Source organism: Chryseobacterium arthrosphaerae (genome assembly GCF_001684965.1).
GTDB lineage: Bacteria > Bacteroidota > Bacteroidia > Flavobacteriales > Weeksellaceae > Chryseobacterium > Chryseobacterium arthrosphaerae.
The window spans coordinates 2,810,986-2,834,431 of record NZ_MAYG01000001.1 but is presented as its reverse complement, the minus strand read 5'-3'; the positions used below and the strand labels follow the sequence as shown (position 1 = coordinate 2,834,431).

Here is a 23,446-nt window from a genome sequence, read left to right as displayed (position 1 = left end):
AGTGTCCGGTTTTTTCCGGGCACTTTTTATTTCGTAAAAAGAGTAAAATATCCAATGGAAAATCTTTGATTCCGGCTGCAGTTACAAATGAAGCTGTGAGAATTTCCCTCTTCAGGAGGGGTGTCAAAATTATAGATTTGACGGGGTGGTTAAAAAAAAGCGCTCAGATTTCTCTGAACGCTCTATCGTAATAAAAATAATTTTTTAGATTCTTTCAATATCAGCACCAATAGCTCTTAGCCTTCCGTCGATATTTTCATATCCTCTGTCGATCTGTTCGATGTTGTGAATAATTGATTTTCCTTCCGCAGAAAGAGCTGCAATAAGAAGGGCATTTCCGGCTCTGATATCCGGGGAAACCATTGTTGTTCCTCTTAACGGAGCTTCCTGGTTCAGTCCGATTACCGTTGCTCTGTGAGGATCACATAAAATGATCTGTGCTCCCATATCGATCAGCTTGTCTACAAAGAACAATCTGGATTCAAACATTTTCTGATGTACCAGAATACTTCCTTTTGCCTGGGTAGCTACTACCAGAATAATAGATAATAAGTCCGGAGTAAATCCAGGCCATGGAGCATCCGAAATGGTAAGGATAGAACCGTCGATGAATTTCTGGATTTTATAATGTTCCTGAGCAGGAATATAAATATCATCACCACTTTGCTCCAGCTGAATTCCTAATTTTCTGAATGTGTTCGGGATAACCCCTAATTGGTTCCAGTTGACATTCTTAATGGTAATTTCAGATTTTGTCATAGCGGCAAGACCGATCCAAGATCCGATTTCTACCATATCAGGAAGCATGGTGTGCTCTGTTCCTCTGAGGTATTCCACTCCTTCAATGGTAAGAAGGTTAGAACCTATTCCTGAAATATTCGCTCCCATTCTGTTCAGCATTTTGCATAATTGCTGAAGGTATGGTTCACACGCAGCGTTATAAATTCTTGTTTTTCCTTTTGCAAGAGCGGCGGCCATTACAATATTAGCTGTTCCGGTTACAGAAGCTTCTTCCAGAAGAATAAACTTTCCTCTCAGTTCTGTAGCCTTTAAAGAATAAAAATATTCCTCTTCGTCATAATTGAATTCTGCGCCAAGTTCTACCAGTCCCTGGAAGTGGGTGTCCAGTCTTCTTCTTCCGATTTTGTCACCTCCCGGAGTCGGCATGTAGGCTTCTCCGTAACGGGCCAGCATAGGACCCATCAGCATGATGGAACCACGCAGCTTTGCTCCGTCTTTTTTAAATTCGCTGGATTTGATATAATCAAAGTTGACCTGATCTGCTTTGAAGGTATAATCTCCCTGTCCGTTCTTAGTGACTTTTACGCCAAAATCTCCAAGGATTTCAATCAGCCTGTTGACATCGTGAATATCAGGAATATTTTTAATCCTTACTTCTTCATCGGTCAACAGAACAGCACATAAAATCTGTAGAGCCTCATTTTTGGCTCCTTGTGGAGTTATTTCACCCTGCAGTCTTTTTCCTCCTCTTATTTGAAATGTTCCACTCATTATTTTCTGTTTTTATGATTGTTATTGTGCCTTCTCTTGTTAGGCTGGTTCTGATTTTTGTTATTATTGTTGTTGTTCCGGTTATTATTACCGCTATTATTTCTGTTGTTATTATTGGTATAATAGATCTTACTTTTTTCAAGAGAATCAATTCCTGTAAGATCCAACCTGTTTTCAGAAAGTTCCTTCAGGTGGCGGAAGATCACATCATCCGTCACATGTTCTTTATTATAGACATTATAAGACTTCTTCATATTGTTGGCAATAACCTCAATAAGGGCTTCTTTTTCGTCACCCGTTTCAAGTTCAATTGCTTTTTCTATCAATTGAAGAATACTTTTTCCGTAAAACTTAAAGTCACCCTGAAGTTTCGGATATTCCATTCTTTTAGGTTTTTCTGCCAATTGTTCCATCGTTGGAAAAGGATAAGGAGAATCTACATCCAAATCATAATTAGCCAGAATATAAAGATGGTCCCAAAGTTTATGTTTATAATTTTCTTCGTCACGAAGTTGCGGGTTTCTCTGACCCATAAAATCGATGATTGCCATAGCCATTTCGTTCCTTTCCTCTTTGGTAGGAAGTTCTTTGCAGCGCTCAACCAACTGTTGTATAATTCTGCCATATTCCGGCATATGAAGCTGAGTTTTTTGGGTATTGTATTCCATAGTATGCAAATATATGGATTAATAGAAAAATTGTTTCGGGAATCTTAAAAATTTATGATTTTTTAATGAAAATTTCAAATGGCTTTCCCGTTGAATCATTATTTAAAATGAAAATATTTCCCTTTGATTTGAATTTGTTTTCAATAAAATTGTAACTTGGTTAATGAATTGATAATTAATTATTACGATGAAAAAAACATATTTTTTCCTTTCCTTACTGGCTTTAGCAATAACGAATTCTTGTCAGAGCAATGATGAACTGATTACGGAAACTTCTAAAAAGGAAGAAGTACATGACAGGATTGTAAATGTCACCAATCATGACGGCCGTCCTTTCAGTACCGGTAAAGAATCCGGTTCTGTTCAGGGTAAATTTGTTGCCGGCCCGGGTGGAAGTGTTCTTATGCAGGGATTTTACTGGGATGTTCCGGATGGCGGGAACTGGTGGAATACCGTGAAAGATAAGCTGACAGCCTGGTCTGATGCAGGAATCGGTGCGGTGTGGCTTCCTCCTGCTTCAAAAGCACAGAACGGAGCTTATTCCATGGGGTATGATCCTACAGATTATTATGATTTCGGAGACTTTAACCAGAATGGAAGCGTTGAAACCCGTTTCGGATCAAGAACTGAGCTTGAGGCGCTGATTACCAAAGCCCATGCTGAAAATATGCAGGTCTATGCAGATATCGTGATCAATCATAACAGTGGCGGACAGTCTGAGGCCAATCCTTTTACAGGAACCAATACCTGGACCAATTTTTCAGGGGTAGCTTCCGGTAAATTTAAAAGAAACTATAATGACTTCTATAAAAATGCTTACGGAAATAATGATGAAGGGGCTTTCGGCGGTTTTCCCGATCTTTGTCATGCCAATCCTTATGTACAGGACTGGCTGTGGGGGAGAGATGATTCTGTAGCCAAATACTATAAAAACGTCATGAAATTTGACGGCTGGAGGTTTGATTATGTAAAAGGCTTCGGACCGTGGGTAGTAAATACCTGGAACTCTAAAGTCGGCGGGTTTTCTGTAGGAGAATTATGGGATTCCAATGTGAATACCCTTGAATGGTGGGCCAATAACGCCAACAGTTCCGTATTTGATTTTGCTGCCTATTATAAAATGGATGAAGCTTTTGATAACGGAAACTTAAATGTGCTGAATGATGATATGATGTGGAAAAGAAACCCTTACAAAGCCGTAACCTTTGTTGCCAATCATGATACCGATATTATATACAATAAAATGCCTGCCTATGCTTACATTTTAACCCATGAAGGATACCCTACCATCTTTTACAGAGATTATGAAGAATGGCTGAATAAAGAAAGGCTGAATAATCTGATCTGGATTCATAATAATAAAGCCACCGGAACAACTTCTATATTATATACCGATAATGATGAATATATTGCAAGACGTAATGGCTATAACGGAAATCCAGGACTCGTAGTTTACATCAATACTTCCTCAAGCTGGCAGGAAAGATGGATTCAGACCAATTGGGCAAGCCAGCAGGTTAAAGATTTTACAGGGAGCTCAAGCTGGTATCCTACAACACAGGCTGATAAGTGGGTGAAAATTCAATGTGCTCCGAATTCCTATTCTGTATGGTCACTGAATCAATAAGTAATGAGCAATGAGTAATGAGTAATGAGTAATGAGTAATGAGTAATGAGTAATGAGTAATGAATGGATTCAGAACTTATACTTTATAGTTTATAATTCTATTTCTCGCAGATTTATTGTAAAATAGACACATTTGTGACCTATTTCAGATCTGCGGGAAATGATATTAAACCTGAATAAATTTCTTTTTCTGATGCTGATCCGGAAGATAACATTTCTGATTGGCCAGTTTCATCCGGTTTCTTGAAATCATATCATAAGCCTTATCCCTGATGAAAGACGGTAAGATTTTTCCAACAGCAGAAAGCTTATAAATACCACCTAATATATTGGCAATAGCTAATACAGCCTGTGATTTGATCAGGTAATACCGTCCTGGTTTCCATAGGTACATGGTATTGAATTCTTGGGTATTCAGTCCTCTTTCAGAAAGAAACTGCTGCCCGAATTCTGACTGTAATGAAGCAAACATAAACTGATCCTTCCTGTCTCTTTCCAGGATCCACTGAACCCAGAAATTACAGACTCCGCAATCTCCATCAAAAAATACGATATGTTTTTTTTCCCAGCTTTCCATGATTTATTGATTAAGTCTGACCTTCCTTTCTGTATCTTCTTTTACCCTTTTAAAGTATTGAACAAGTTCTGCACGCTGCTCATCTGAGAGTTTGGCGTCCTGATGACCTATATAATAAGACTCAAGCGGCATTTCTTTTTTTTCCACCATTTCTATGCACTCTTCCAGTTTATGAATCTGTCTTTTAGGTTCATATACTGCAAAGGTAGAGAAATTCAAATGTTTTCTGCCTTCGTTGATGTGATTTTTTACCCACCATGATGCCGGAGAAATATTGGAATACCATGGATAGATGGTTTCATTGGAATGACAGTCATAGCAGGATGTCCTGATGATCTTAGCCGTTTTTTCCGGGGTATCTTTAATCTTCAGAAAGTCCATTCCGGGAGTTGGAGCCGGGTTAGTCTTATCAATGGGGAAAAATTGGATGATGACAAATGCAACAAGCAGAACAACAATTATTTTTTTCATAGCAGGAATAAATTCATGTTATATAAAGATAAGTAAATTATTTTTAGAAAATACTGAAATTGAATAAGGTTAGAAACACGGAAAATGAATTGATCTGTAAATGCTGTTTTTTATTTTAGGATAAAACTACAAAAGACGGGCAACTTCCAATGGCAGATCTTCTTACGTTGAGTTATTCTAAATAGGAGAGTATATTGCTGTTTTTGATTTAATTAATATGAAAAATGATTAACTTAATACCACAATTATGTCTTAGCCTTAATGCTGTCGGAAATATTTGTTTATAGTTTTTAACTATCGTTGAAATAAAAATTAATAGATTGTATTTATTGACTAAACGTTGTAGGTTTGTCACAGTCTTACAACAGAGAATTTAAACTGTATTATCAATAATAAAATAAACGACAATGGAAAAAGATTTGAATGACATCAGCAAATGCCCGTTTCACAACGGAACAATGAAGAAGAACAACGTTGCAGGTGGAGGAACACAGAATTCGGATTGGTGGCCTGACCGGCTTAGAGTAGATCTTCTGCGCCAGCATTCATCACTGTCTGATCCTATGGATAAAGATTTTGATTATGCCAAAGCTTTTGAAAGCCTTGATCTTGAAGCCGTAAAAAGAGACCTTCATGCATTGATGACCGATTCGCAGGACTGGTGGCCGGCCGATTTCGGACATTACGGACCTTTGTTTATCCGTATGGCATGGCACAGTGCCGGTACCTATCGTGTGGGAGACGGAAGAGGAGGAGCAGGAGCAGGACAACAGCGTTTTGCCCCTTTGAACAGCTGGCCGGATAACGTAAGCCTTGATAAGGCAAGAAGATTATTGTGGCCGATCAAACAGAAGTACGGCAGAAATATTTCCTGGGCAGATCTTCTGATCCTTACCGGAAATGTTGCCCTTGAATCCATGGGCTTCAAAACATTCGGATTTGCAGGCGGCCGTGCAGACGTTTGGGAACCGGATGCCGATGTGTACTGGGGATCAGAAAAAACATGGCTGGGAGGCGATATAAGGTATGCTCATGGCTCAGAAGGGGTAGTAGAAGGGAAAGCAGCGGTACTTCCTACAGATGATAACGCAGATGGTGATATTCATTCCAGAAATCTTGAAAATCCTCTTGCTGCAGTACAGATGGGATTAATCTATGTAAACCCTGAAGGTCCGGACGGAAATCCTGATCCTATTGCAGCAGCTAAAGATATCCGGGATACTTTTGGACGTATGGCAATGAACGATGAAGAAACCGTTGCCCTTATTGCCGGAGGACATACTTTTGGAAAAACCCATGGTGCAGGACCTGCAGATCATGTGGGCAAAGAACCGGAAGGAGCTGGAATTGAACAGCAGGGATTAGGATGGGCGAGCAGCTATAAATCAGGAAGCGGAAGAGATGCCATCTCCAGCGGATTGGAAGTGACCTGGACAGAAACTCCAACGCAATGGAGTAATTATTTCTTTAAAAATCTTTTTGAGAACGAGTGGGAACTGACCAAGAGCCCTGCCGGAGCCCATCAATGGGTAGCAAAGGATGGAGCGGAAATCATTCCTGACGCCTTTGATTCCTCAAAAAAACATAAACCTACAATGCTTACCACAGACCTTTCACTGAGACTGGATCCTGTTTACGAAAAAATTTCAAGACATTTCTACGAAAATCCTGATGTCTTTGCAGATGCTTTTGCAAGAGCATGGTTTAAACTTACCCACAGGGATATGGGACCCCGTGCCCGTTATCTCGGACCGGATGTTCCGCAGGAAGAATTGATTTGGCAGGACCCGATTCCGGCAGTGGATCATGAGCTGGTGAACGAGGCTGACGTTGATGCACTGAAAGCGAAGGTTCTGAATTCCGGACTGGGCATTTCTGAATTGGTTTCAACAGCCTGGGCTTCAGCTTCTACCTTCAGAGGCAGTGATAAGAGAGGAGGAGCCAACGGAAGCAGAATAAGACTGGAACCTCAAAGAAGCTGGGAAGTAAACAACCCGCCACAATTGCAAAAGGTGCTGGGAGTACTGGAAGGCATTCAGCAGGAATTCAACAGCACTCAGGGCGGAAGTAAAAAAATATCATTGGCAGACCTGATTGTTTTGGCAGGAAATGCAGCTGTAGAAGCCGCAGCAAAAAATGCAGGCCAAGAAGTGAAAGTTCCTTTTGCGCCGGGAAGAATGGATGCTTCGCAGGAGCAGACTGATATAGAGTCTATGGGATATCTTGAGCCGGCTGCAGACGGATTCCGTAATTATCTGAAAAAAAGATTTACAGTATCTACAGAATCTTTACTGATTGATAAAGCTCAGCTATTGACTCTTACTGCACCGGAACTTACGGTTTTGGTAGGTGGAATGCGTGCATTGGATACCAATTTCGACGGTTCCAAACATGGAGTATTCACCAGCCGCCCGGGAGCTCTTACCAATGATTTCTTTGTAAACCTTCTTGATATGGGAACCCAATGGAAAGCAATGTCAGAAGATAAAGAACTGTACATGGGAAGTGATCGCACAACAGGTCAGCCCAAATGGACTGCTACCCGTGCTGATCTTGTTTTCGGTTCCAATTCTGAACTGAGAGTGGTAGCTGAGGTATATGGCAGTGCCGATGCACAAGGGAAATTTGTAAAAGACTTTGTATCTGCATGGACTAAGGTGATGAATCTGGACAGGTTTGATCTGGCTTAATAAAGTAATCTTAAAAATAGTAAAAGACAGCAGTGGTGCTGTCTTTTTTTGTTTCTGAAGAGAAATCAGAAGGACATCAGGGATTATCAGCTTTAAATAATTATGATATCTTCATCAAAATAATAACCCGTAAGTCTTAATTATGAGGTTTTCCGTATTCATGATGATTCTGTTTTTCAGGAATAAAAATATGAATTGGAGTAAAGTACGCAGGTATATTTATTGGTATTTGCTGCGATTAGATTTGTTTAATTAAAACTTAAAAAAACTCCCATGCTCTTACAATTAAGAATATGGGAGTTTGAAGTAGTTACCTGAAAATACGGTAAATGCTTGTGTAAGCACTGGTATTAAGCTGAACCAAACTATTTAGGCTTTTGAAAAGTATATTTTAACATAACGCCATTTTGTCTTACTAGAGTAATGGTATCCTGAAAAGGTCTTTTTATAACTTTATCCCCCTTTTTAGCCGTGGCAATGAAAATGTTGTTTTCATTAAGTTCACTTGTAATAGGGTAAAATATAACTTCTCCATTATCTAAATGTAACTTTACTCCTCTGGCATATTCATTTAAATCCAGGATTGTACCGTTTATTGAACTTTTATTAAATTGATTATAGTATTCCCTTCCCTTATTTTCCATGTAATTTCCACCATAATAAAAATAAAGTATTACTATAATAGCAATTCCTGCTAAGATTAATATTTTTTTGTTCATTATTTTTTATTTAAAATCATGTATTAAGTAAGTATTTGAAACACCACCGGAGCCATTAAAAGGAACAGGACCTAATGGAAGTCCTAAGCCAACATTCACCTGACCGCCAATTAAATAATTACCATCACTCATTTTAGTTACCGCTCCTGTTACTCCAATATTTCCACCAGCTGATAGGGAAGCGGATCCCCAGGCTGTAGGGATATCTCCTTTTGCAGTATTTGTTACGAGCATACTTCTTGTAATTTCAGAGGCTGGCCCTGTATAATTAACATTACCAACATTAAATGTTGCATCAACATTATAACCACCTCCTACTGAGGTTGTTGTTGTGATAGCTGGATAGAAGCTCGCTTCTGGTCCATGCAATACCCAGTTTAATTCCCAGCTAGTTCCTGCACCTCCAAAAGCAATACCTGAAAAACCAACCCCAACATTCAGGAAATCGCCCGTAAAACTTCTCGTAAAATTACTGTCCCATCCTCCTGCTAATTGTGAAGCCATAGCAGATGTTGTTCCTGAAATAGCATCTCTAAACCAGTTTGATAATCCTAAAAGTCCTGCCGATCCATTACTGTCAGCCGGCATATAAGATGCCTGGCCATTGAATCCCAAATAAGTTTGGCCTGTATTTCCTGCTTCCTGTCCCTGTATAGGAGTATTATCAATTACGCTTCCGTCTTCTTTAAATTCTGTAAACCCCTCCTGTTGATAGTTTTGAGCCGTTAAATTGGCATCCCAGCTCCAGACATTGTCTTTCAGACCCCAGCCTAAACCTTCTCTACCGTCAGGGTCAATAAAATTTATAGGGTTATTAAATGCATAGTTATAAGGGCTATGTCTTCTCATCTTTTCAGCTAGTGGATCTACAACACCCCATCTTCCTAAGTCAGGCATATAAAATCTGGCTCCGTAATCATATGCTGCTGCATAATTTTGATATTCTTTACCATTGTACTCGTACCGGTAGGAAGAATAGTCACTCACATTATTATATCCATGGTATTTATATCCTAACGGGTAATAATTATTCTCGTCTATGATGTCAATTCCTGAATTTCCTGTTTTTTTTGTATAGCTCAGTCTGATATTTCCTAAGTGATCTGTATAATTATATACATATTTACCTTTTTCAAAATCATAATATCCTTCTGAAGTAGGAACAAAACTTAAAGCCGTATTGATGTATTGAAATCCATCCAGATAATCTGTTTCAGTTGTTTTATTACCAAAAACAAACCATTCGGTCTTCTTTACTTTTATTCCTGTTCCAGTATAAAGATATTTGGCATAATCATATCCTTCACCATCATATAGATTAGGTAAATTTAAAAAATTATACTCAATGTTCCCCCTGCCTTTATCTTTCATTTCTTTAATACTGCCATTCTCATCATAAAGCATTTTATTTCCCTGTGCATAATATCCTGATGGGTTATCGGGAGCTCCGTTGGCTACTGTCACCAAATCAAGTTTATTACTAAGATTGTTATTCTGATAATGATACTTAAGGTTATCTATAAGCTCTGCTGTAGTTCCGGATGAAGGTTTTGTATATCTTTTCAAGGTACTGATGTTCCCATTGAGGTCATAGGTCATTTCTTCATTGAAATAACCATTCTGAACAAGTGTGCTTCCCGGTTCGGAATAGGTGCCTTTTAATAGTCTGTTCAGACTGTCATACTCATAATTGTATCTTTTAAATATTCCGTCATTAGCAGTTTTCCAGTCGATTTCTGTAATATTACCATTAAACTTTGCAGAGCCTGAAGTAGAAAATTCCGGATTCTGATATTTAATACTATATCCAAAAAGCTTTCCATTGAGATTAGCCGGATCATTAATGTGAGTCATCCAACCTCTGATATTGTATTTGTAATCTATCTGTTGAAGAGGACTATCTGTACTCGCTCCTCCTATTTTTTTACTTTCTAATTGAGAAAGCTCATTGTATTTATTCTGGGAAAGATACTCAATGGCACTATTATTTAGCTGATGGGTGTGCGTAAGAACCCTGTTCTGATGATCATAGGTAAATACTTCTCTGATTGTATTTTCAGGACCAGTCTTCAGTCTGGTATGTTTTATCAGACTTTGCTTAACTGTTCCTGCAAAGTCAAGCTCATAGCTGGATTGGGTATATCCTCCCAAATGATTGATGGAATGAGTGCTGATTATTCTTCCTTTTTCATCATAATATGTATATTTTTTAGACCAGCTATCATTTTCAATATTCTTGACAAGATCCATTACAGGAAATCCCTGAGTATTTTTTTCGTTTGTTAAAATATTATCTTTTAAAACGGGTTTGCCAAAAATACTTGTTGGAAATGTCGGGTTAAAGTCATAATTCGGGTAAGTATCATAATAGCTCACTGTCATTATCTTTTCAAAATGCGGAAAATAATTATTGGAATATTGAATCTGCATTCCATTTTTACTAAACCCCGTTGCATCCCTGCTTTCTGTTATGATAATGTTTCCAATCATATTTTGCATTTCGGCTCTGCTTCCACCCGGAACGAGTCCTGTTATAATAGCTCTGCCAAACTTATCATACTTTGTGAAAAGCCATTTACCTGTTGGGCGCATTACAGCATCCTGAGTAAATATCAATCGGTCTGCCTTATCATACACCATGTGTTCCCATCCTTTTCCCGGAAGTTTTTTTTCTACTAAACGGTTAAGGGAATCATAGCGATATTCATAAGCTAAATGCTCCTGGTCTGTAGCGCTCCAATTCTGAATTTTGGATAATAAAGGAGGAATAACAAACGTAAGCTGGTTATATTCATTGTAAATATAGTAGGTATCAGCATATTCAGAGGATAGGGTTTTTCTTACCAAAACAATCTGTCCTAGGCCGTTTTTGAATTCAATAGTTTTATTTCCATCCTCGTCAGTAATTGTATTTTTATACAATTGATTATCTGAGTATATCCCATTTTCTGAAAGTACTGATAGGCTGGCTCCGTTTTCCCAGCTGGTAACTGTTTTAAACTTTCTTACTTTATCATTATCTGTTATGGCTGCATACTCAAACTTCATCGGTTTGTTGCTCCAGTCATTTCCCACCTGAATCTGTTGCTGCATTCTGTCTAAAGGCGAGTTTTCCAGTATTTTTTCTGAATAGATCTTTTCTGCTCCATATACGGATGAAGCATTAGCCTGAGGATTCGGAATAATGCCCCCGTTTAAAGTTCCTCCCTGAGGAATAGGAAGGTAATCTTTTACCTGTCTCCCGAATTCATCATACTCAATAGGGGTGACAACATCTTTTCCTGATGGGGAAGCTTTTATTCCAACCGTTTGCTTGGGTCTTCCCAGTCCATCAAAATATTGAACTGTTTCTGCTGTTTTAGTAGCCTGTCCGCCGGTATTATAATCCAGATATGTTTTTGTTTTAATATAGTTTTCTCCCTGTGTAAGCTGTGCATGTATAGTACCTGTTATAAACAAGGCACTGATAGGGATGATAATTTTTTTCATGTTCCTTTAGTTGAGGTAATTGATGCGATTAGTTTTTAAAGTGCGTTTTGATCGTTAATATCATATTGAAAATCCAAATTGATGATATCAGAAGGATTGACAGTGCCACTCTTTAGATTGATAAAAACGGATCCGTTTTTTGCTAGCACAACGGCCCAGAATCTTCCATTTTCACTTACACCCAGAACATTTGACATTGTCAAGAGCTTACAAGAGCCTCCGATTTTTCCTACAATCTGCCCCAGGCTCTCTTGTCCGTGCTGCCAGGTGAGACCGCTATTAGCCGCAACAGGGATGGTAATTCTTGCTTTTACCTTAGTATCTGACACCTTTTGAACCAATGCGCTGACCTGATGGAAGCTGCTGTTGGGTTCAAATGAACAAGCCATCAACTGGCAGGTAGCTATCATATTGGCTTTATTCTGCCCGTTAGACTGTATGTCGTTTAAGGCGAGTTGATTAGCATGTGCTAAACTGATAGAAGAGGAAAAGCTTCTTGCAGGAACTATATAATTGTAATCTCCCGGATAATATCCAACCGGACAATTATTTCTTGTGAAATTTTTTTCCTGCTTTCTGTTGTAAAAAATCGTCTGTGGACGCTGAGGAGTACTGTTATATTCAAACTCTTTTTGCAGTTTTTCATCATTACCAATGATCTGCCATAGCTTATTGTCTTTAGTATACTTATACTTTTCCTCCATATTATTTTGTTTGGAAATGCTGGTAATACCAATTCCAGGATTATGAGTATAGGTAGCTATCTGGCTGTCGGGCTGTTTTAATACTGTACGGAAGTTTTTAAGCGCAGTTTTTAAATTTTCTTCTGAAGAAACATCTACATCCAGATCGGATTTTTTAACGATATCAAGATCAAGGTATGACTGATTGCTGCCGGCATCAAGTCCGAACTTCTGCATCACCTGTTGATAAGTTGCTCCATCTATTTTGACCAGAGGTAAAGATTGTTTGTAACCCCATATGATAACAGATGAAATGTTATCGGCTGTGGTGTACTGTAATAGATTACCTTTATCATCATACTTGTCATAACTGATATCTGTACGTGGCAGATTGTCTAAATTGTAACTGGTGGTACTTGTAGGTAAAATTAAATTAGACGTACCGGCATTTTTATTAAAAATATTTTCCTTGTGTGAAATCTTTTTCGTCACACCATTTTTATTCAGGTAATTCACTGTTATTAATGGCGTGCTTAGCATATTGGCTTTGATCAACAGTTGATTATTTACTTCGAAAGGATAAGTGTGTATGGTCTCCTTAGAGCTTGTATCTGAATAGGTTACCTTGTTTTTTTTAATAAACGGGAAGATGTCATCATAGGTAATATTGTTTTTTGTTTCTAAAACAGTATTTCCGAAATATTCTTTATCTACTCTTTCAACCAATACATTTCTCTCTATTCTTAGCTTATTGTTATATTTAAAAGTTGTAGTACTGGAAAGTCTTGGCTCAAAGGAGTTGTCAAAGATAGCTGGTCCTCCTACAGGGTGAAAGATGTTATTTTGAAAAGGAATTGTGATTTCCTGGAAAATATCATTTTTATAGTTATATAAAGACTCTTTAATCAGATTTCCTTCCTCGTTGAATGTCTTTTCTTCAAGAATTTTACCGTTCAGAATATCCCGGTTGATTGGATTGATATTTCCAAATGCACTGCTGTTGTGCAGGTAAGTTCCACAACGGTCTCCAGGATTTCCATTTGTTCTGACTGGTTTTTCATACTCATGGTAAGAAAATATATTTTCTTTGAATCCTTTTCCTTCCTCTTTCACAACTACTCTGGTATATCCTATATAAGAATTGTCAGTTAGTTCTATATTTCCCTTGCTGCTGGAATATACAGCGAATGAGGTATTAGGATTAAATAGTCCCTTGCCGGGATCATAGCCTATTGGAAATCCATAGACAGGCATTCCGGCCAGATTTCCTGAAGAATTTCCATATTTATCTTTATATTCATAATAAATATGACGCTCTTTTATCCCGTCATTGATAATCTGAGTCTTGATTCTCGCACCTCCTGCTTTCTGTTTCCCAAGGATTGAATGTTTGAAATCATGATTTTCATATTCGAATTCAGTAAATCCACCCAGCGGGTTAATGACTTTTTTTAATAATCCCGTCAGTGAATATTCATTGGCTTCTAAAGAATAATCCCCGGGAATGGTTTGCCCTCCGGAAAATGGAGTTATTGAATACTCTTGCTTACCTCTCTCAAAATACAGGGTCGGACTTTTTTGTATTTGTGGATGGATATGCATGTCAATTGGCGGAAGCTCAACACCATGATTATTGTAATATCCTAAAAAATCCTGTTGTAATGAATTGACTTTAGGAAGTGGATGTGTATAATCATACTCAAATGTGTAATATCTTTTTGCCTGGGTTTCTTCAGCTCCCATGATGTCAATATTATCCAGTTTCAGCCTTTTACATTCCCAGCCATCGCAATTTTCTTTGGATGTAAAGTAAGAGTAATTGAAAATATAAGTATTGATGAGTTTATTATTTACAATAACTTCGATTTTAGTAAGTGCTTTTTCATTCACTGCATCCTGTCTATTCAGGTCATAATGAAATTTTACACTTCCGTTGTCCCATTGTATCTGTTCAATCCTGTTGGTCTGAGGATATTTGGAATACATAAAAGAATTTTTTACCAAACACTCATCCGGTAAAACGATTCCATCCCGCGGAACCAAATAATTCTGAACAAAACCATAACCACAAAGCTGAGATGTACTTGAACTTGAGCCGCCAAATGGAGGAGCATCATCCATAAGAACAGTATTGACACTTGTTCTCATTTTCATAATGTCAGGTTTGTTATATTTCTGATAGGTGAAAAGAACATTTCTGTTTGAAGTAGGATCTTCAATTTTAGTTAAATTCCAGGCACTTACCCTTTCTTTGTACTGCCCCATAGCCTTTGCTTTTACAAGAGCAAAGTTTTTTTTAATAAGACTGATCCCGTCAGGTCCCTCAGTCATTCTTACAAGGTCAGATGAAGAAATATAACTGGGAACCGTTTCATACACGTCCGGTGAATCAAATGTGTATTTTGTACCTTGTGCATTGGTTAATTCAAATTTTTCATAATCCATAGGGAAAGTTCCCCAGGGAAGTTGTGTATTTTCAAAAATCCCGAGTACTTCGCTTTTGGTAAAACCATTGGCAGGTAGAATATTTGTCAAGCGTTTTTTGGTTACAGTGTTCCCTTTTGCTGCGCTTCCATCAATAAAGTTGATATGGTATGTACTTACATTATTTTCAAAATCATGAGGATTACCTCGGTTCAGATTGGAGAGGTAAAATTTGGCACTAATCCCCGGGGCAATAGCAGTAAATAAATCCGGAGATGCATCTATTTTTGCTGAACTTGTGTAGATCTCATTTTGGGTAGAATTAGGAGGAAGAACGTCAGTAGGTGAAGCTAAATATCCCAGCTCTGCTATTACTCTTCCCCCGTTTCCCATAGAATTAATGATATTATTATCTTCCATATCCTTGATGGTTCGTATGGTACTGCCACCTGCACTCAGACTCCAGCCAAGCCCTACATTGGATGCAATATCGTCTATCTTGATTCCCCCTGAATTATAAGAAATTGCTACCGGGATAGAAATATTCCCGGTTTTTATCTCATAGATTGGGATGGTAAGATTTATTTTCCCTGTATAAAGATTAATATCGTGTAAATTATATTTTTGAAATGCACTTACTTCCGGAGAAAGAAACATTGTATTATTGGCAAAGGGACCTGATATTTGTGCTGATAAGCCGGCTGAAAGAAGAATGACTGCCCAGCCTATTTTTTTGATACTCATAGTTTTATTTCTTTATTAGTTTTGAATTCGCTGTTTTATTATTATCCGTTTTGATAGTCACCAGATAAGCGCCCTGTACCAAAGCTTGTGTATTAATCTTGGTCACATTATTCTTTGTCTTCAGACTCTGAAGCTGCCTTCCGCTCATATCATACAACAGAATTTCAGCTTCTTTGAAATCAAAGCCGATTTCTACATAAGCATAATCAGATACGGGGTTCGGATAAATCTTGATATCCTGTTTTTCGATCAATTGGCTGACCTGCTTGTCTCCCAGCTTCACAATCTTCCAGTTTTCTTTCCCCAGTTCTTGGGCACTGGTCCCGGCCAGGATTATAGAACCATCCCGGTTCAGTTTCAAATCTGAAAGTCTTTCTTCTCTCTGTCTTGATTCTCCTGCCACATGTTTTCGCCACTGCTCATTGCCATTCTGATCCAGATACAGCATCCAGAAGGTTTCATCATCTTTTTCTATCCTGCCTTCAGCCTGAGTGTAGCCACCCAGCAATATTCCTGTTGTAACATCTTGGCTCTTGGTTCTTGATTCCTGGGTCTTTGTAATCACACTCATTCCCATTAATACATCCCGGTTTTTGAAGTTGTAGGATTTTTGCCACTGCTCATCACCTCTTTCGTTTAGGGCGATTAACCATAAGTCAGTACCTTCTTGGGTACCTACTGTTTTATTTCCTGATCTTTCGGATCTGGATTCGCCACCAATGATATAACCTGTGGAAGTCAAAGCTAAAGTTCTGATATGGTCATCTCCTTTTCCGCCATAGTTCTTTTCCCATTCTACTTTTCCGCTCTTGTCCAGTTTTACGATCCAGTAGTCGCCTTCACCGAAGTTGCTGCTGGCTTTTGGCATCTGGCTAATGGCTGTAGAGGTGGCAGATGAAAGGTTGCGGGAGGCAGGACCTGTAGTTGATGATTTACTTTCAGGGTTTCTGATACCGGAACCTGAATCACGGAACTCGGAGCTTCTGGAATAAATTCCCAGTAAGGCTCCGCCATCTTTCGTGGGAATCATTTTTTCTACTTCATCCAGACCTTTTCCACCTAAAATAAGCTGTGTGAGTTCTTTTCCGTCTTTATCCAATCTTGTGATCCAGACGTCTTTGGAACCGTAACCTTTGTATGAGTTCTGGACATTGCCGGCAACAAAGAATCCTGAATCGGTGGTTTGAATGACTGACCTTGCTTCTTCATTTGAGGAAGTTCCTAATGTTTTCTGCCATAGTTCATCCCCAAATTCATTCAACCTGATCAGCCAGATGTCTGATCCTCCTCTGGAATCTTCTTTCTTATCGAGTCCTTTCCCGGAATAAGAGGTTCCGGCCAGAAGGAAGCCTCCGTCCTGGGTGGTAACGGTGGCTGACAGATAGTCATGATTCTGCCCCGAGAAATATTTTTCCCAGACCTGATCTCCCTGCTGGTTGAGTTTTACAAGATGGAAATCGTAACCATTATTCTGCTTTTGGCTGTTAGCTTCTGGTGACTGGCTTTTGGACTGGATAGAGCTTCCCGTGATAAGGTATTGCTGATCAATGGTGGTGGTAACCTGGCTGAGAAAATCCTGGGTAGAGGATTGAATGTCTTTCTGCCATACCACTTCCTGAGCAGACGCTAAAACCATGCTTAATACGAATGCACCGGAATAGAGTTTTTTCATTTTGTACTATTTTTAGTTAGTCTAAATTAATTTAATGCAAAATTAATTTTTTAGAATGTGCTACACATCCCTACTTGAAAGTAATTAATATGATTTTTATCACTCTTTGGTGTCTTATAGAGTGTGCTTGAAAGAAGAAATGTGTTTTAGTAACTTTTGATAAATAAAACAGTATGTGATAGGCCTGCTAAAAAATCAACCTATTGTAAAAGTTAGAGCAAAACTTTGGGGAAATTATTTATACCTTTCAACGTAAGGATTATTTTTTTAGAGTAGATGCTGTAAAAGATAAAGCCATGCTTCTTAATCACTTGAATCAAATAAATAGAATATAAGAGCTTAGTAGTTAAAGTAATCTGCCATATTAAACAAATACTTTATGCTTTGCATCTGGTCTTTAAATAAATCTATTTTAAATACACAAAAAAACCACCCTTAAAAAAGAGTGGTCTGTAGACCCACAGGGATTCGAACCCCAGATGACTGAACCAAAATCAGTAGTGTTACCGCTACACCATGGGTCTGTTTTGATGCTGCGAAATTAGAAAATTTATTTTAAATATAAAAATATAAATTAAAGATTCATTAACATAATAAGTGATCTGATGGCTTTATCTGTTGATATCCAAAGAATTATTTTTAGATAATTTTTTTAAAAAATATTCGCTTTTACAACAAAATAGCCTGACTAGGGATTATTTGGACCTTTTAATGAAAGTACAGAGAGAGTTTACCGGCAGAATAGCAGCCTCCAGCATCCCTCTTCCAGCTTCATTACTTAACTGTTAAATTATAAAATCTTATCTTTGCAAAAAATTGGGCTCCAAAAGTTGGAGTAACCCATTAATAACATATCCTGAGCACAGCAAAGGATTATTAAACATTTTTTATGTCAAATATTGTCGCAATCGTTGGACGTCCCAACGTAGGAAAATCCACGCTTTTTAACCGTTTATTAGAAAGAAGAGAGGCTATTGTAGATTCTACAGCCGGTGTTACCAGAGACCGTCACTACGGAAAATCTGACTGGAATGGGGTAGACTTTACCGTTATTGATACCGGAGGGTATGATGTAGGTACAGATGATATCTTTGAAGAAGAAATCCGTAAGCAGGTACAGCTAGCCGTAGATGAAGCAACGTCCATCATCTTTATGATGAATGTGGAGGAAGGACTTACCGATACGGATCACGAAATTTACAGACTTCTGAGAAGATCCAATAAACCGATCTATATTGTTATCAATAAAGTAGACTCTGCTAAAGAAGAACTTCCGGCAACAGAATTCTATCAGTTAGGTATCGATAAATATTATACACTTTCTTCAGCGACAGGTTCCGGAACAGGAGACTTGCTGGATGATATCGTAAATGATTTTCCTACTACAGAATATAAGGATCCTTTCGAAGGACTGCCTAAGATCACCATTGCAGGTCGTCCGAATGTAGGAAAATCTACAATGACCAATGCTTTATTGGATGTTGAAAGAAATATTGTAACCGATATTGCAGGAACTACCAGAGACAGTATTCAGACGCTATACAACAAATTCGGTCATGAGTTTGTATTGGTAGATACAGCCGGAATGAGAAGAAAGTCTAAAGTAAATGAAGACCTTGAATTCTATTCTGTAATGCGTTCTATCCGTTCTATTGAATATTCTGATGTGGTTATCATCATGGTAGATGCTACACAAGGGTGGGAGTCTCAGGATATGAATATTTTCGGGTTGGCTCAGAAAAACAGAAAAGGAATTGTGATTCTTGTCAACAAATGGGATTTGATCGAAGATAAGCAGACCAATACAATGCGTGATTTTGAAAAATCAATCAAAGATAAAATCGGTCAGTTCCAGGATATTCCGATCCTTTTCGTTTCTGCTTTGACGAAGCAGAGAATTCTGAAAGCCGTAGAAGTAGCAATGGAAGTGTATGAGGACCGTAAAAAGAAAATCAAGACTTCAAAACTGAACGAAGTAATGCTTCCTATTTTCGAAAGAACTCCGCCACCGGCGCTTAAAGGAAAATATATCAAAATCAAATATTGTGTTCAGCTTCCTACTCCGTCGCCGCAGTTTGTATTCTTCTGCAACCTTCCGCAGTATGTGAAGGAGCCATATAAGAGATTTACTGAAAACCAGTTGAGAAAAGAATTTGGGTTTACCGGAGTTCCGATCGAAGTGTACTTCAGACAAAAATAAAAACAATTGATTATAAAGAAATCTGGTGAGGAAAACCCTTGCCAGATTTTTTGTAGACCTGCTTATTCTATTCGGCATCAAACTGCAGATTCGTTTTTTAGTTGTAATTTTGCAGGAATCAAACGTCGATTTACCTAATTTAAAATTAAGATCTTCATGCTTACTATATTATCTCAAAACTTTTCTCTTGTCAATGAATGGATTAACGAACTTCGAAACATTGAAATTCAGCATGACCGTATGAGATTCCGTAGAAATATGGAAAGAATCGGAGAAATTGCAGCTTTCGAAATCAGTAAAGGTTTAGAACAGAGAGAAGTTGAAATCCAGACTCCGCTAGATACGATAAAAAGCAGGGAAATTGCAGTTCAGCCGGTGATTACTACCATATTAAGAGCCGGAGTTCCTTTGTTTGAAGGGATTTTGAATTATCTCGACAGGGCAGACTGTGGTTTTGTAGCAGCTTACAGAAAACACGATGCGAACGATTATTTTTCCATTAAACAGGATTATCTTACCTGTCCTAACATTGAAGGAAGACCTTTGATCGTAGCAGATCCTATGCTGGCAACAGGAGCTTCGTTAATTGAAGCAATCAAGGACTTACTGACTAACGGAAATCCCACACAACTTCATATCGTGGCTGCAATTGCTTCAAAACAGGGAGTAGAAACCATTCAGAATGCATATCCTGATGCTCAGATTTGGGTAGGAGCTATAGATGAGCACCTGACTTCAAAAGGATATATCACTCCTGGTTTGGGTGATGCCGGAGATTTAAGCTACGGGGAGAAACTTCAGCGATAAATTAAGAAAGATTCCAGAAATCTTTGATTAAATTCAATAATAAACTTGGTCGTACTTTATCCATAGGATGTCTGGTATCCGGGAGTACGGCCAATTTTGCATCCGGGAGGCTTCTGTAAACCTGTAGGCTCTCTTCAATAGTTACCATATTGTCTTCATCGCCTACTATGATCTGAACAGGAACTGTAATTGTACTCAGGTTATTTTTCAAAGGAGGATTTTTCCCCAGGTCAATCATTAATTCTGCGATGGCCGGAAGAAGTGCTTTCCATTCAGATCCGTGTTGTGATTCTAAAAGCTGCGCGTATTGTGGAACTTTTTCTGTAATTACCTCTGGATTCAGCATTTTAGCTTCTTTCCTTGCCTGTTCTTCAGACCAGTCGAATTTCGTCCCCAATGTAATGATCGATTTTACATTTTCAGGAACTTTCATTGCGTAGCAAAGCGCAACATATCCGCCCATACTGTGTCCGAAAAAGGAAACATCAGTTAAATCATGCTCTTCGCAGTATACAGCCAGTTCCTGAGTATATTTTTCAATTGTAATACCATCTTCTGGAAGCTTAGTATCCCCATGCCCGGAAAATAAAGGGGTATGAATACTAAAATAACGGGATAGTTCTTCTAAATAAGGAGTGAAAATATCATTGTGGCCTAAAGCTCCGTGTAATAAGATCAGATGGGGCATTATGAATTAGTTTTCCGGAAAATTAGGAAAAAGATTTGAAAAGGGAAAGGGATGAAATTTTTTTCTGATAGATACTTTACCAATTAAAACAGAAATGGCAAAATTTAAATTTACACATCCATGGCCATCACCAGAACGCTCACTTTATTATCTCCGGAATTCAGGATCTCCCATGCAACAGAGGATATTGTATTTCCTGTGGTAAAAACATCGTCAATCAGCAGAATATGTTTTCCGGTGACAGGTTGTGTCACGGAAAATGTGTTGACTGTTTCCAGTCTGTGTTTCTTATCTTTTAAGGCCTGTGCTTTGGCATAATGATTTCTTCTGAGCAGCTCATGATCAAAAGGAATGGTATAAAATGCCGACAATGCCTCGGTAAATACATGAAGCTGATTATATCCTCTTTCCCTTAGCTTCTTAGGATGAAGTGGAATACTTACCATAAGATCCGGCTTTTCATTTTTAAAATCAAGTCGTTCAGTGGTCCAGTCTGCCAGGACTTTTCCGGTTATTTCTCTGTTTCTGTATTTCAGCTCGTGAATAATCTTCCGGCTCAGGCTTTCTTCTTCAAACTGCATTAATGCAAAAGTATATTCAACAGGAAAAAACAGACTGCACCTTTCTTTAATCGGATTATGTTCGGAATAGGCATAATGGGTGAAATGAATCTGGCTGAAACAGAGATCACATACCAGAAGATCAGGATCGATGATTCTGTTGCATTCAATGCAGCGGTTGGGGAAAAGCAGGTCTAGTATCATGGATGTGTTTTTTACTAAGTTATGAAATAGTTTTCAGCTGATCAATTAAAAAACACCACCTTTAATCTTAAAAACTGCATTCTTATCATCGCACGCTTACACCCTCAAACTCTCCAACCCAATAAAACCCTCTCACTCAAAATCCTTCCTTATCTTCTCAATAGCACTTTTCATGCTGAGGTTGAAATGTTCCTTTTCCAGCCGTACCGGAGGAGCTTCTCTGACCTCACAGTCTGCAATGCTGCAGGATTCACACGTTACGCCCACATTGATGGTCTTTAAAGAAGGAGATTTGATGAAACTGATTTTCTTTATAGTCTGCGGATTCAGCAGAATGCCCAGGCAGTAGCTTCTGTTACTTCCGTCTGAAAAAGGATTCTTCTGAGAGGTGGATATCACCAGATAACTTATTCCCTGGTCTTTGTAATGAGAAATCTGTGCATCGGTCAGCGTTTCATTTTCTTTTAAATGGTGCAGGTTTTTCACGGCAATCCATCTTCTGCAGTAATGCTCATTCGTAGCATTGGCGTGGGGTGCCTGCTGATGGTTGAGGTGCAGCTCTTTTAAGATCTGTATTTTATCCGAACCGTTCTTTTTTACCAGGCATAGATAAAACAGGTCTTTGATTCCCATTTCGGCAGAAAGAACATTGGTCAAACGGTAATAAAAGGTTTCCGGCGAATGCGTAAAGCTATTGATAAGATTTTCAAAGTCTTTGGGCTCCCAGCTGTTTTGCCGGAAAAATGCTGAAGTTTTCTCAATGACAGGTTCTTTTGAAATTAATAAAGCTCCGGCAAAATAAGAAGCATAAAAATTATTCAGAATTTCTTCAAAACTTCCGAAATCAAGCCATGAATAAGTATTGGGACGGATCTTTAAATCTAAGACCTTAAATCCTATTTCTTTTGCTAAAATGAATGTCTTCTGGTCTTTTTCAAGCTTTCTGTTCAGAAGCAGTAATTTATTTTCCGGAATGAACAGTGAGCGGAGATTGTCCAATGTTCCGTATGTTTCGAAATCCTCAGACTGAATCGTATAACCAAACTTTTCTATGAGTATCATTTCCAGAACATCAGGCTTCAGGTTTCTGTCTATATGAAGCTGGTTTTCCTGGATGAACCGGCTAACCTTATCTTCAATTTCCGGAAAATAATTATCATACAATTCCTGGAATGAACGCAGAACAGCAAAATAAAATCTTTCTTTTCCCAGATTATAATTCTGAGAAATCTCAATCAGGGCATTGATAAAAGCGGTTACCTTTTTGGGAGCGTCACTGATAATGCTGATAAGATTGTTTTTGTTGATCCCGAAAAGTTCAAGCGGAACCTCTTTGAAAAAATCAGATTGCAGGATTTCATTGAAAGGCGCCAGACTTTTGTCAAGCTTTGTAGAAACCAGGTCGTCAAAAGTACAGTTCAGTGCTTCCGAAAGCTGAATGATCTTGTCGTGTTTCGGATATTTTTTTCCATTCTCAATTTCGTTGAGGTAAGATTTAGATAAGCCGGTTTTTACAGCAAGATCCTGCAGAGACCAGTTTTTCCTTTGTCTCTGCTGCTTCAGTTTCAGTCCGAAAACTGTTTTGATAAAATCACTTTCTGGGTTCATGAGTCAAATATAAATATTTAGATGCGATTATTCGCATAATAATTTTTAAATAAATTTAGCGAACGTTCGTTATTTGTGAAAATTTTTATTTATGTTTGTAATG

The 23,446-nt window shown here is 38.3% G+C and carries 15 protein-coding genes and 1 tRNA gene; 4 read left to right on the top strand and 12 right to left on the bottom strand.

The window, feature by feature from the left end; all coding sequences use genetic code 11:
* Positions 1 to 204: 204 nt before the first annotated feature.
* Both murA and BBI00_RS12765 read right to left on the bottom strand, forming a co-directional pair.
* Positions 205 to 1,512, bottom strand: a complete 1,308-nt coding sequence (gene murA, locus BBI00_RS12770) for a UDP-N-acetylglucosamine 1-carboxyvinyltransferase (protein ID WP_065399124.1) — start codon at positions 1,510 to 1,512, stop codon at positions 205 to 207.
* On the bottom strand, positions 1,512 to 2,180 hold the full coding sequence (locus BBI00_RS12765; RefSeq protein WP_065399123.1) for a DUF4290 domain-containing protein: 669 nt from the start codon (positions 2,178 to 2,180) through the stop codon (positions 1,512 to 1,514). Before BBI00_RS12765 ends, murA begins: the two co-directional genes overlap by 1 nt.
* 187 nt (positions 2,181 to 2,367) lie before the next feature.
* Between BBI00_RS12765 and BBI00_RS12760 the strand changes: the two genes are divergently transcribed.
* Positions 2,368 to 3,807 (top strand): alpha-amylase, encoded by a 1,440-nt coding sequence (locus tag BBI00_RS12760; protein WP_065399122.1) that lies wholly within the window; start codon positions 2,368 to 2,370, stop codon positions 3,805 to 3,807.
* Positions 3,808 to 3,973: 166 nt separating this feature from the next.
* On the opposite strand, the gene BBI00_RS12755 is transcribed toward BBI00_RS12760, so the two are convergent.
* On the bottom strand, positions 3,974 to 4,384 hold the full coding sequence (locus BBI00_RS12755; RefSeq protein ID WP_065399121.1) for a thiol-disulfide oxidoreductase DCC family protein: 411 nt from the start codon (positions 4,382 to 4,384) through the stop codon (positions 3,974 to 3,976).
* 3 nt (positions 4,385 to 4,387) lie between these two features.
* Entirely contained in the window at positions 4,388 to 4,855 is a 468-nt protein-coding gene (locus BBI00_RS12750) for a heme-binding domain-containing protein (protein WP_065399120.1), read from the bottom strand.
* A 407-nt stretch (positions 4,856 to 5,262) separates the two neighbouring features.
* Between BBI00_RS12750 and katG the strand changes: the two genes are divergently transcribed.
* The gene (katG, locus tag BBI00_RS12745) at positions 5,263 to 7,545 is read left to right on the top strand and encodes a catalase/peroxidase HPI (RefSeq protein WP_065399119.1); all 2,283 of its coding nucleotides are present in this window, start codon (positions 5,263 to 5,265) and stop codon (positions 7,543 to 7,545) included.
* Between the two features lie 365 nt (positions 7,546 to 7,910).
* Here katG and BBI00_RS12740 read toward each other — a convergent pair whose 3' ends face one another.
* From BBI00_RS12740 to BBI00_RS12720, 5 genes are all read right to left on the bottom strand, one after another.
* Positions 7,911 to 8,264: a hypothetical protein gene (locus BBI00_RS12740; RefSeq protein WP_065399118.1), complete on the bottom strand. Its 354-nt coding sequence runs from the start codon at positions 8,262 to 8,264 to the stop codon at positions 7,911 to 7,913.
* A 6-nt stretch (positions 8,265 to 8,270) separates the two neighbouring features.
* Positions 8,271 to 11,753, bottom strand: a complete 3,483-nt coding sequence (locus BBI00_RS12735; protein ID WP_065399117.1) for a DUF6443 domain-containing protein — start codon at positions 11,751 to 11,753, stop codon at positions 8,271 to 8,273.
* A 35-nt stretch (positions 11,754 to 11,788) separates the two neighbouring features.
* Positions 11,789 to 15,604: a DUF5977 domain-containing protein gene (locus BBI00_RS12730; RefSeq protein ID WP_065399116.1), complete on the bottom strand. Its 3,816-nt coding sequence runs from the start codon at positions 15,602 to 15,604 to the stop codon at positions 11,789 to 11,791.
* A gap of 4 nt (positions 15,605 to 15,608) precedes the next feature.
* Positions 15,609 to 17,276 carry a T9SS type A sorting domain-containing protein gene (locus BBI00_RS12725; RefSeq protein WP_065399115.1) on the bottom strand — a complete coding sequence of 556 codons (1,668 nt, stop codon included), beginning with the start codon at positions 17,274 to 17,276 and terminating at the stop codon, positions 15,609 to 15,611.
* 453 nt (positions 17,277 to 17,729) lie between these two features.
* A tRNA-Gln gene (locus BBI00_RS12720) sits at positions 17,730 to 17,800 on the bottom strand.
* Between the two features lie 365 nt (positions 17,801 to 18,165).
* Between BBI00_RS12720 and der the strand changes: the two genes are divergently transcribed.
* Together der and upp are read left to right on the top strand one after the other, a co-directional pair.
* Positions 18,166 to 19,476: a ribosome biogenesis GTPase Der gene (gene der / locus BBI00_RS12715; protein WP_065399114.1), complete on the top strand. Its 1,311-nt coding sequence runs from the start codon at positions 18,166 to 18,168 to the stop codon at positions 19,474 to 19,476.
* Positions 19,477 to 19,632: 156 nt separating this feature from the next.
* On the top strand, positions 19,633 to 20,283 hold the full coding sequence (gene upp, locus BBI00_RS12710; protein ID WP_065399113.1) for a uracil phosphoribosyltransferase: 651 nt from the start codon (positions 19,633 to 19,635) through the stop codon (positions 20,281 to 20,283).
* 1 nt (position 20,284) lies between these two features.
* On the opposite strand, the gene BBI00_RS12705 is transcribed toward upp, so the two are convergent.
* The 3 genes from BBI00_RS12705 to BBI00_RS12695 all read right to left on the bottom strand — a co-directional run bounded on the left by BBI00_RS12705 (position 20,285) and on the right by BBI00_RS12695 (position 23,343).
* Positions 20,285 to 20,971 (bottom strand): alpha/beta fold hydrolase, encoded by a 687-nt coding sequence (locus tag BBI00_RS12705; RefSeq protein ID WP_065399112.1) that lies wholly within the window; start codon positions 20,969 to 20,971, stop codon positions 20,285 to 20,287.
* Between the two features lie 110 nt (positions 20,972 to 21,081).
* On the bottom strand, positions 21,082 to 21,735 hold the full coding sequence (locus BBI00_RS12700) for a ComF family protein (RefSeq protein ID WP_065399111.1): 654 nt from the start codon (positions 21,733 to 21,735) through the stop codon (positions 21,082 to 21,084).
* A gap of 132 nt (positions 21,736 to 21,867) precedes the next feature.
* Entirely contained in the window at positions 21,868 to 23,343 is a 1,476-nt protein-coding gene (locus tag BBI00_RS12695) for a helix-turn-helix domain-containing protein (protein WP_065399110.1), read from the bottom strand.
* Positions 23,344 to 23,446: the final 103 nt, after the last annotated feature.

Excerpts from the sequence above, each read along its gene's own strand:
- BBI00_RS12735 (WP_065399117.1), bottom strand. The coding sequence starts at position 11,753 with ATGAAAAAAATTATCATCCCTATCAGTGCCTTGTTTATAACAGGTACT.
- BBI00_RS12755 (WP_065399121.1), bottom strand. The coding sequence starts at position 4,384 with ATGGAAAGCTGGGAAAAAAAACATATCGTATTTTTTGATGGAGATTGC.
- murA (WP_065399124.1), bottom strand. The coding sequence starts at position 1,512 with ATGAGTGGAACATTTCAAATAAGAGGAGGAAAAAGACTGCAGGGTGAA.
- BBI00_RS12750 (WP_065399120.1), bottom strand. The coding sequence starts at position 4,855 with ATGAAAAAAATAATTGTTGTTCTGCTTGTTGCATTTGTCATCATCCAA.
- BBI00_RS12725 (WP_065399115.1), bottom strand. The coding sequence starts at position 17,276 with ATGAAAAAACTCTATTCCGGTGCATTCGTATTAAGCATGGTTTTAGCG.
- der (WP_065399114.1), top strand. The coding sequence starts at position 18,166 with ATGTCAAATATTGTCGCAATCGTTGGACGTCCCAACGTAGGAAAATCC.
- BBI00_RS12760 (WP_065399122.1), top strand. The coding sequence starts at position 2,368 with ATGAAAAAAACATATTTTTTCCTTTCCTTACTGGCTTTAGCAATAACG.
- BBI00_RS12740 (WP_065399118.1), bottom strand. The coding sequence starts at position 8,264 with ATGAACAAAAAAATATTAATCTTAGCAGGAATTGCTATTATAGTAATA.
- BBI00_RS12730 (WP_065399116.1), bottom strand. The coding sequence starts at position 15,604 with ATGAGTATCAAAAAAATAGGCTGGGCAGTCATTCTTCTTTCAGCCGGC.
- katG (WP_065399119.1), top strand. The coding sequence starts at position 5,263 with ATGGAAAAAGATTTGAATGACATCAGCAAATGCCCGTTTCACAACGGA.
- BBI00_RS12700 (WP_065399111.1), bottom strand. The coding sequence starts at position 21,735 with ATGATACTAGACCTGCTTTTCCCCAACCGCTGCATTGAATGCAACAGA.
- BBI00_RS12705 (WP_065399112.1), bottom strand. The coding sequence starts at position 20,971 with ATGCCCCATCTGATCTTATTACACGGAGCTTTAGGCCACAATGATATT.
- upp (WP_065399113.1), top strand. The coding sequence starts at position 19,633 with ATGCTTACTATATTATCTCAAAACTTTTCTCTTGTCAATGAATGGATT.
- BBI00_RS12695 (WP_065399110.1), bottom strand. The coding sequence starts at position 23,343 with ATGAACCCAGAAAGTGATTTTATCAAAACAGTTTTCGGACTGAAACTG.
- BBI00_RS12765 (WP_065399123.1), bottom strand. The coding sequence starts at position 2,180 with ATGGAATACAATACCCAAAAAACTCAGCTTCATATGCCGGAATATGGC.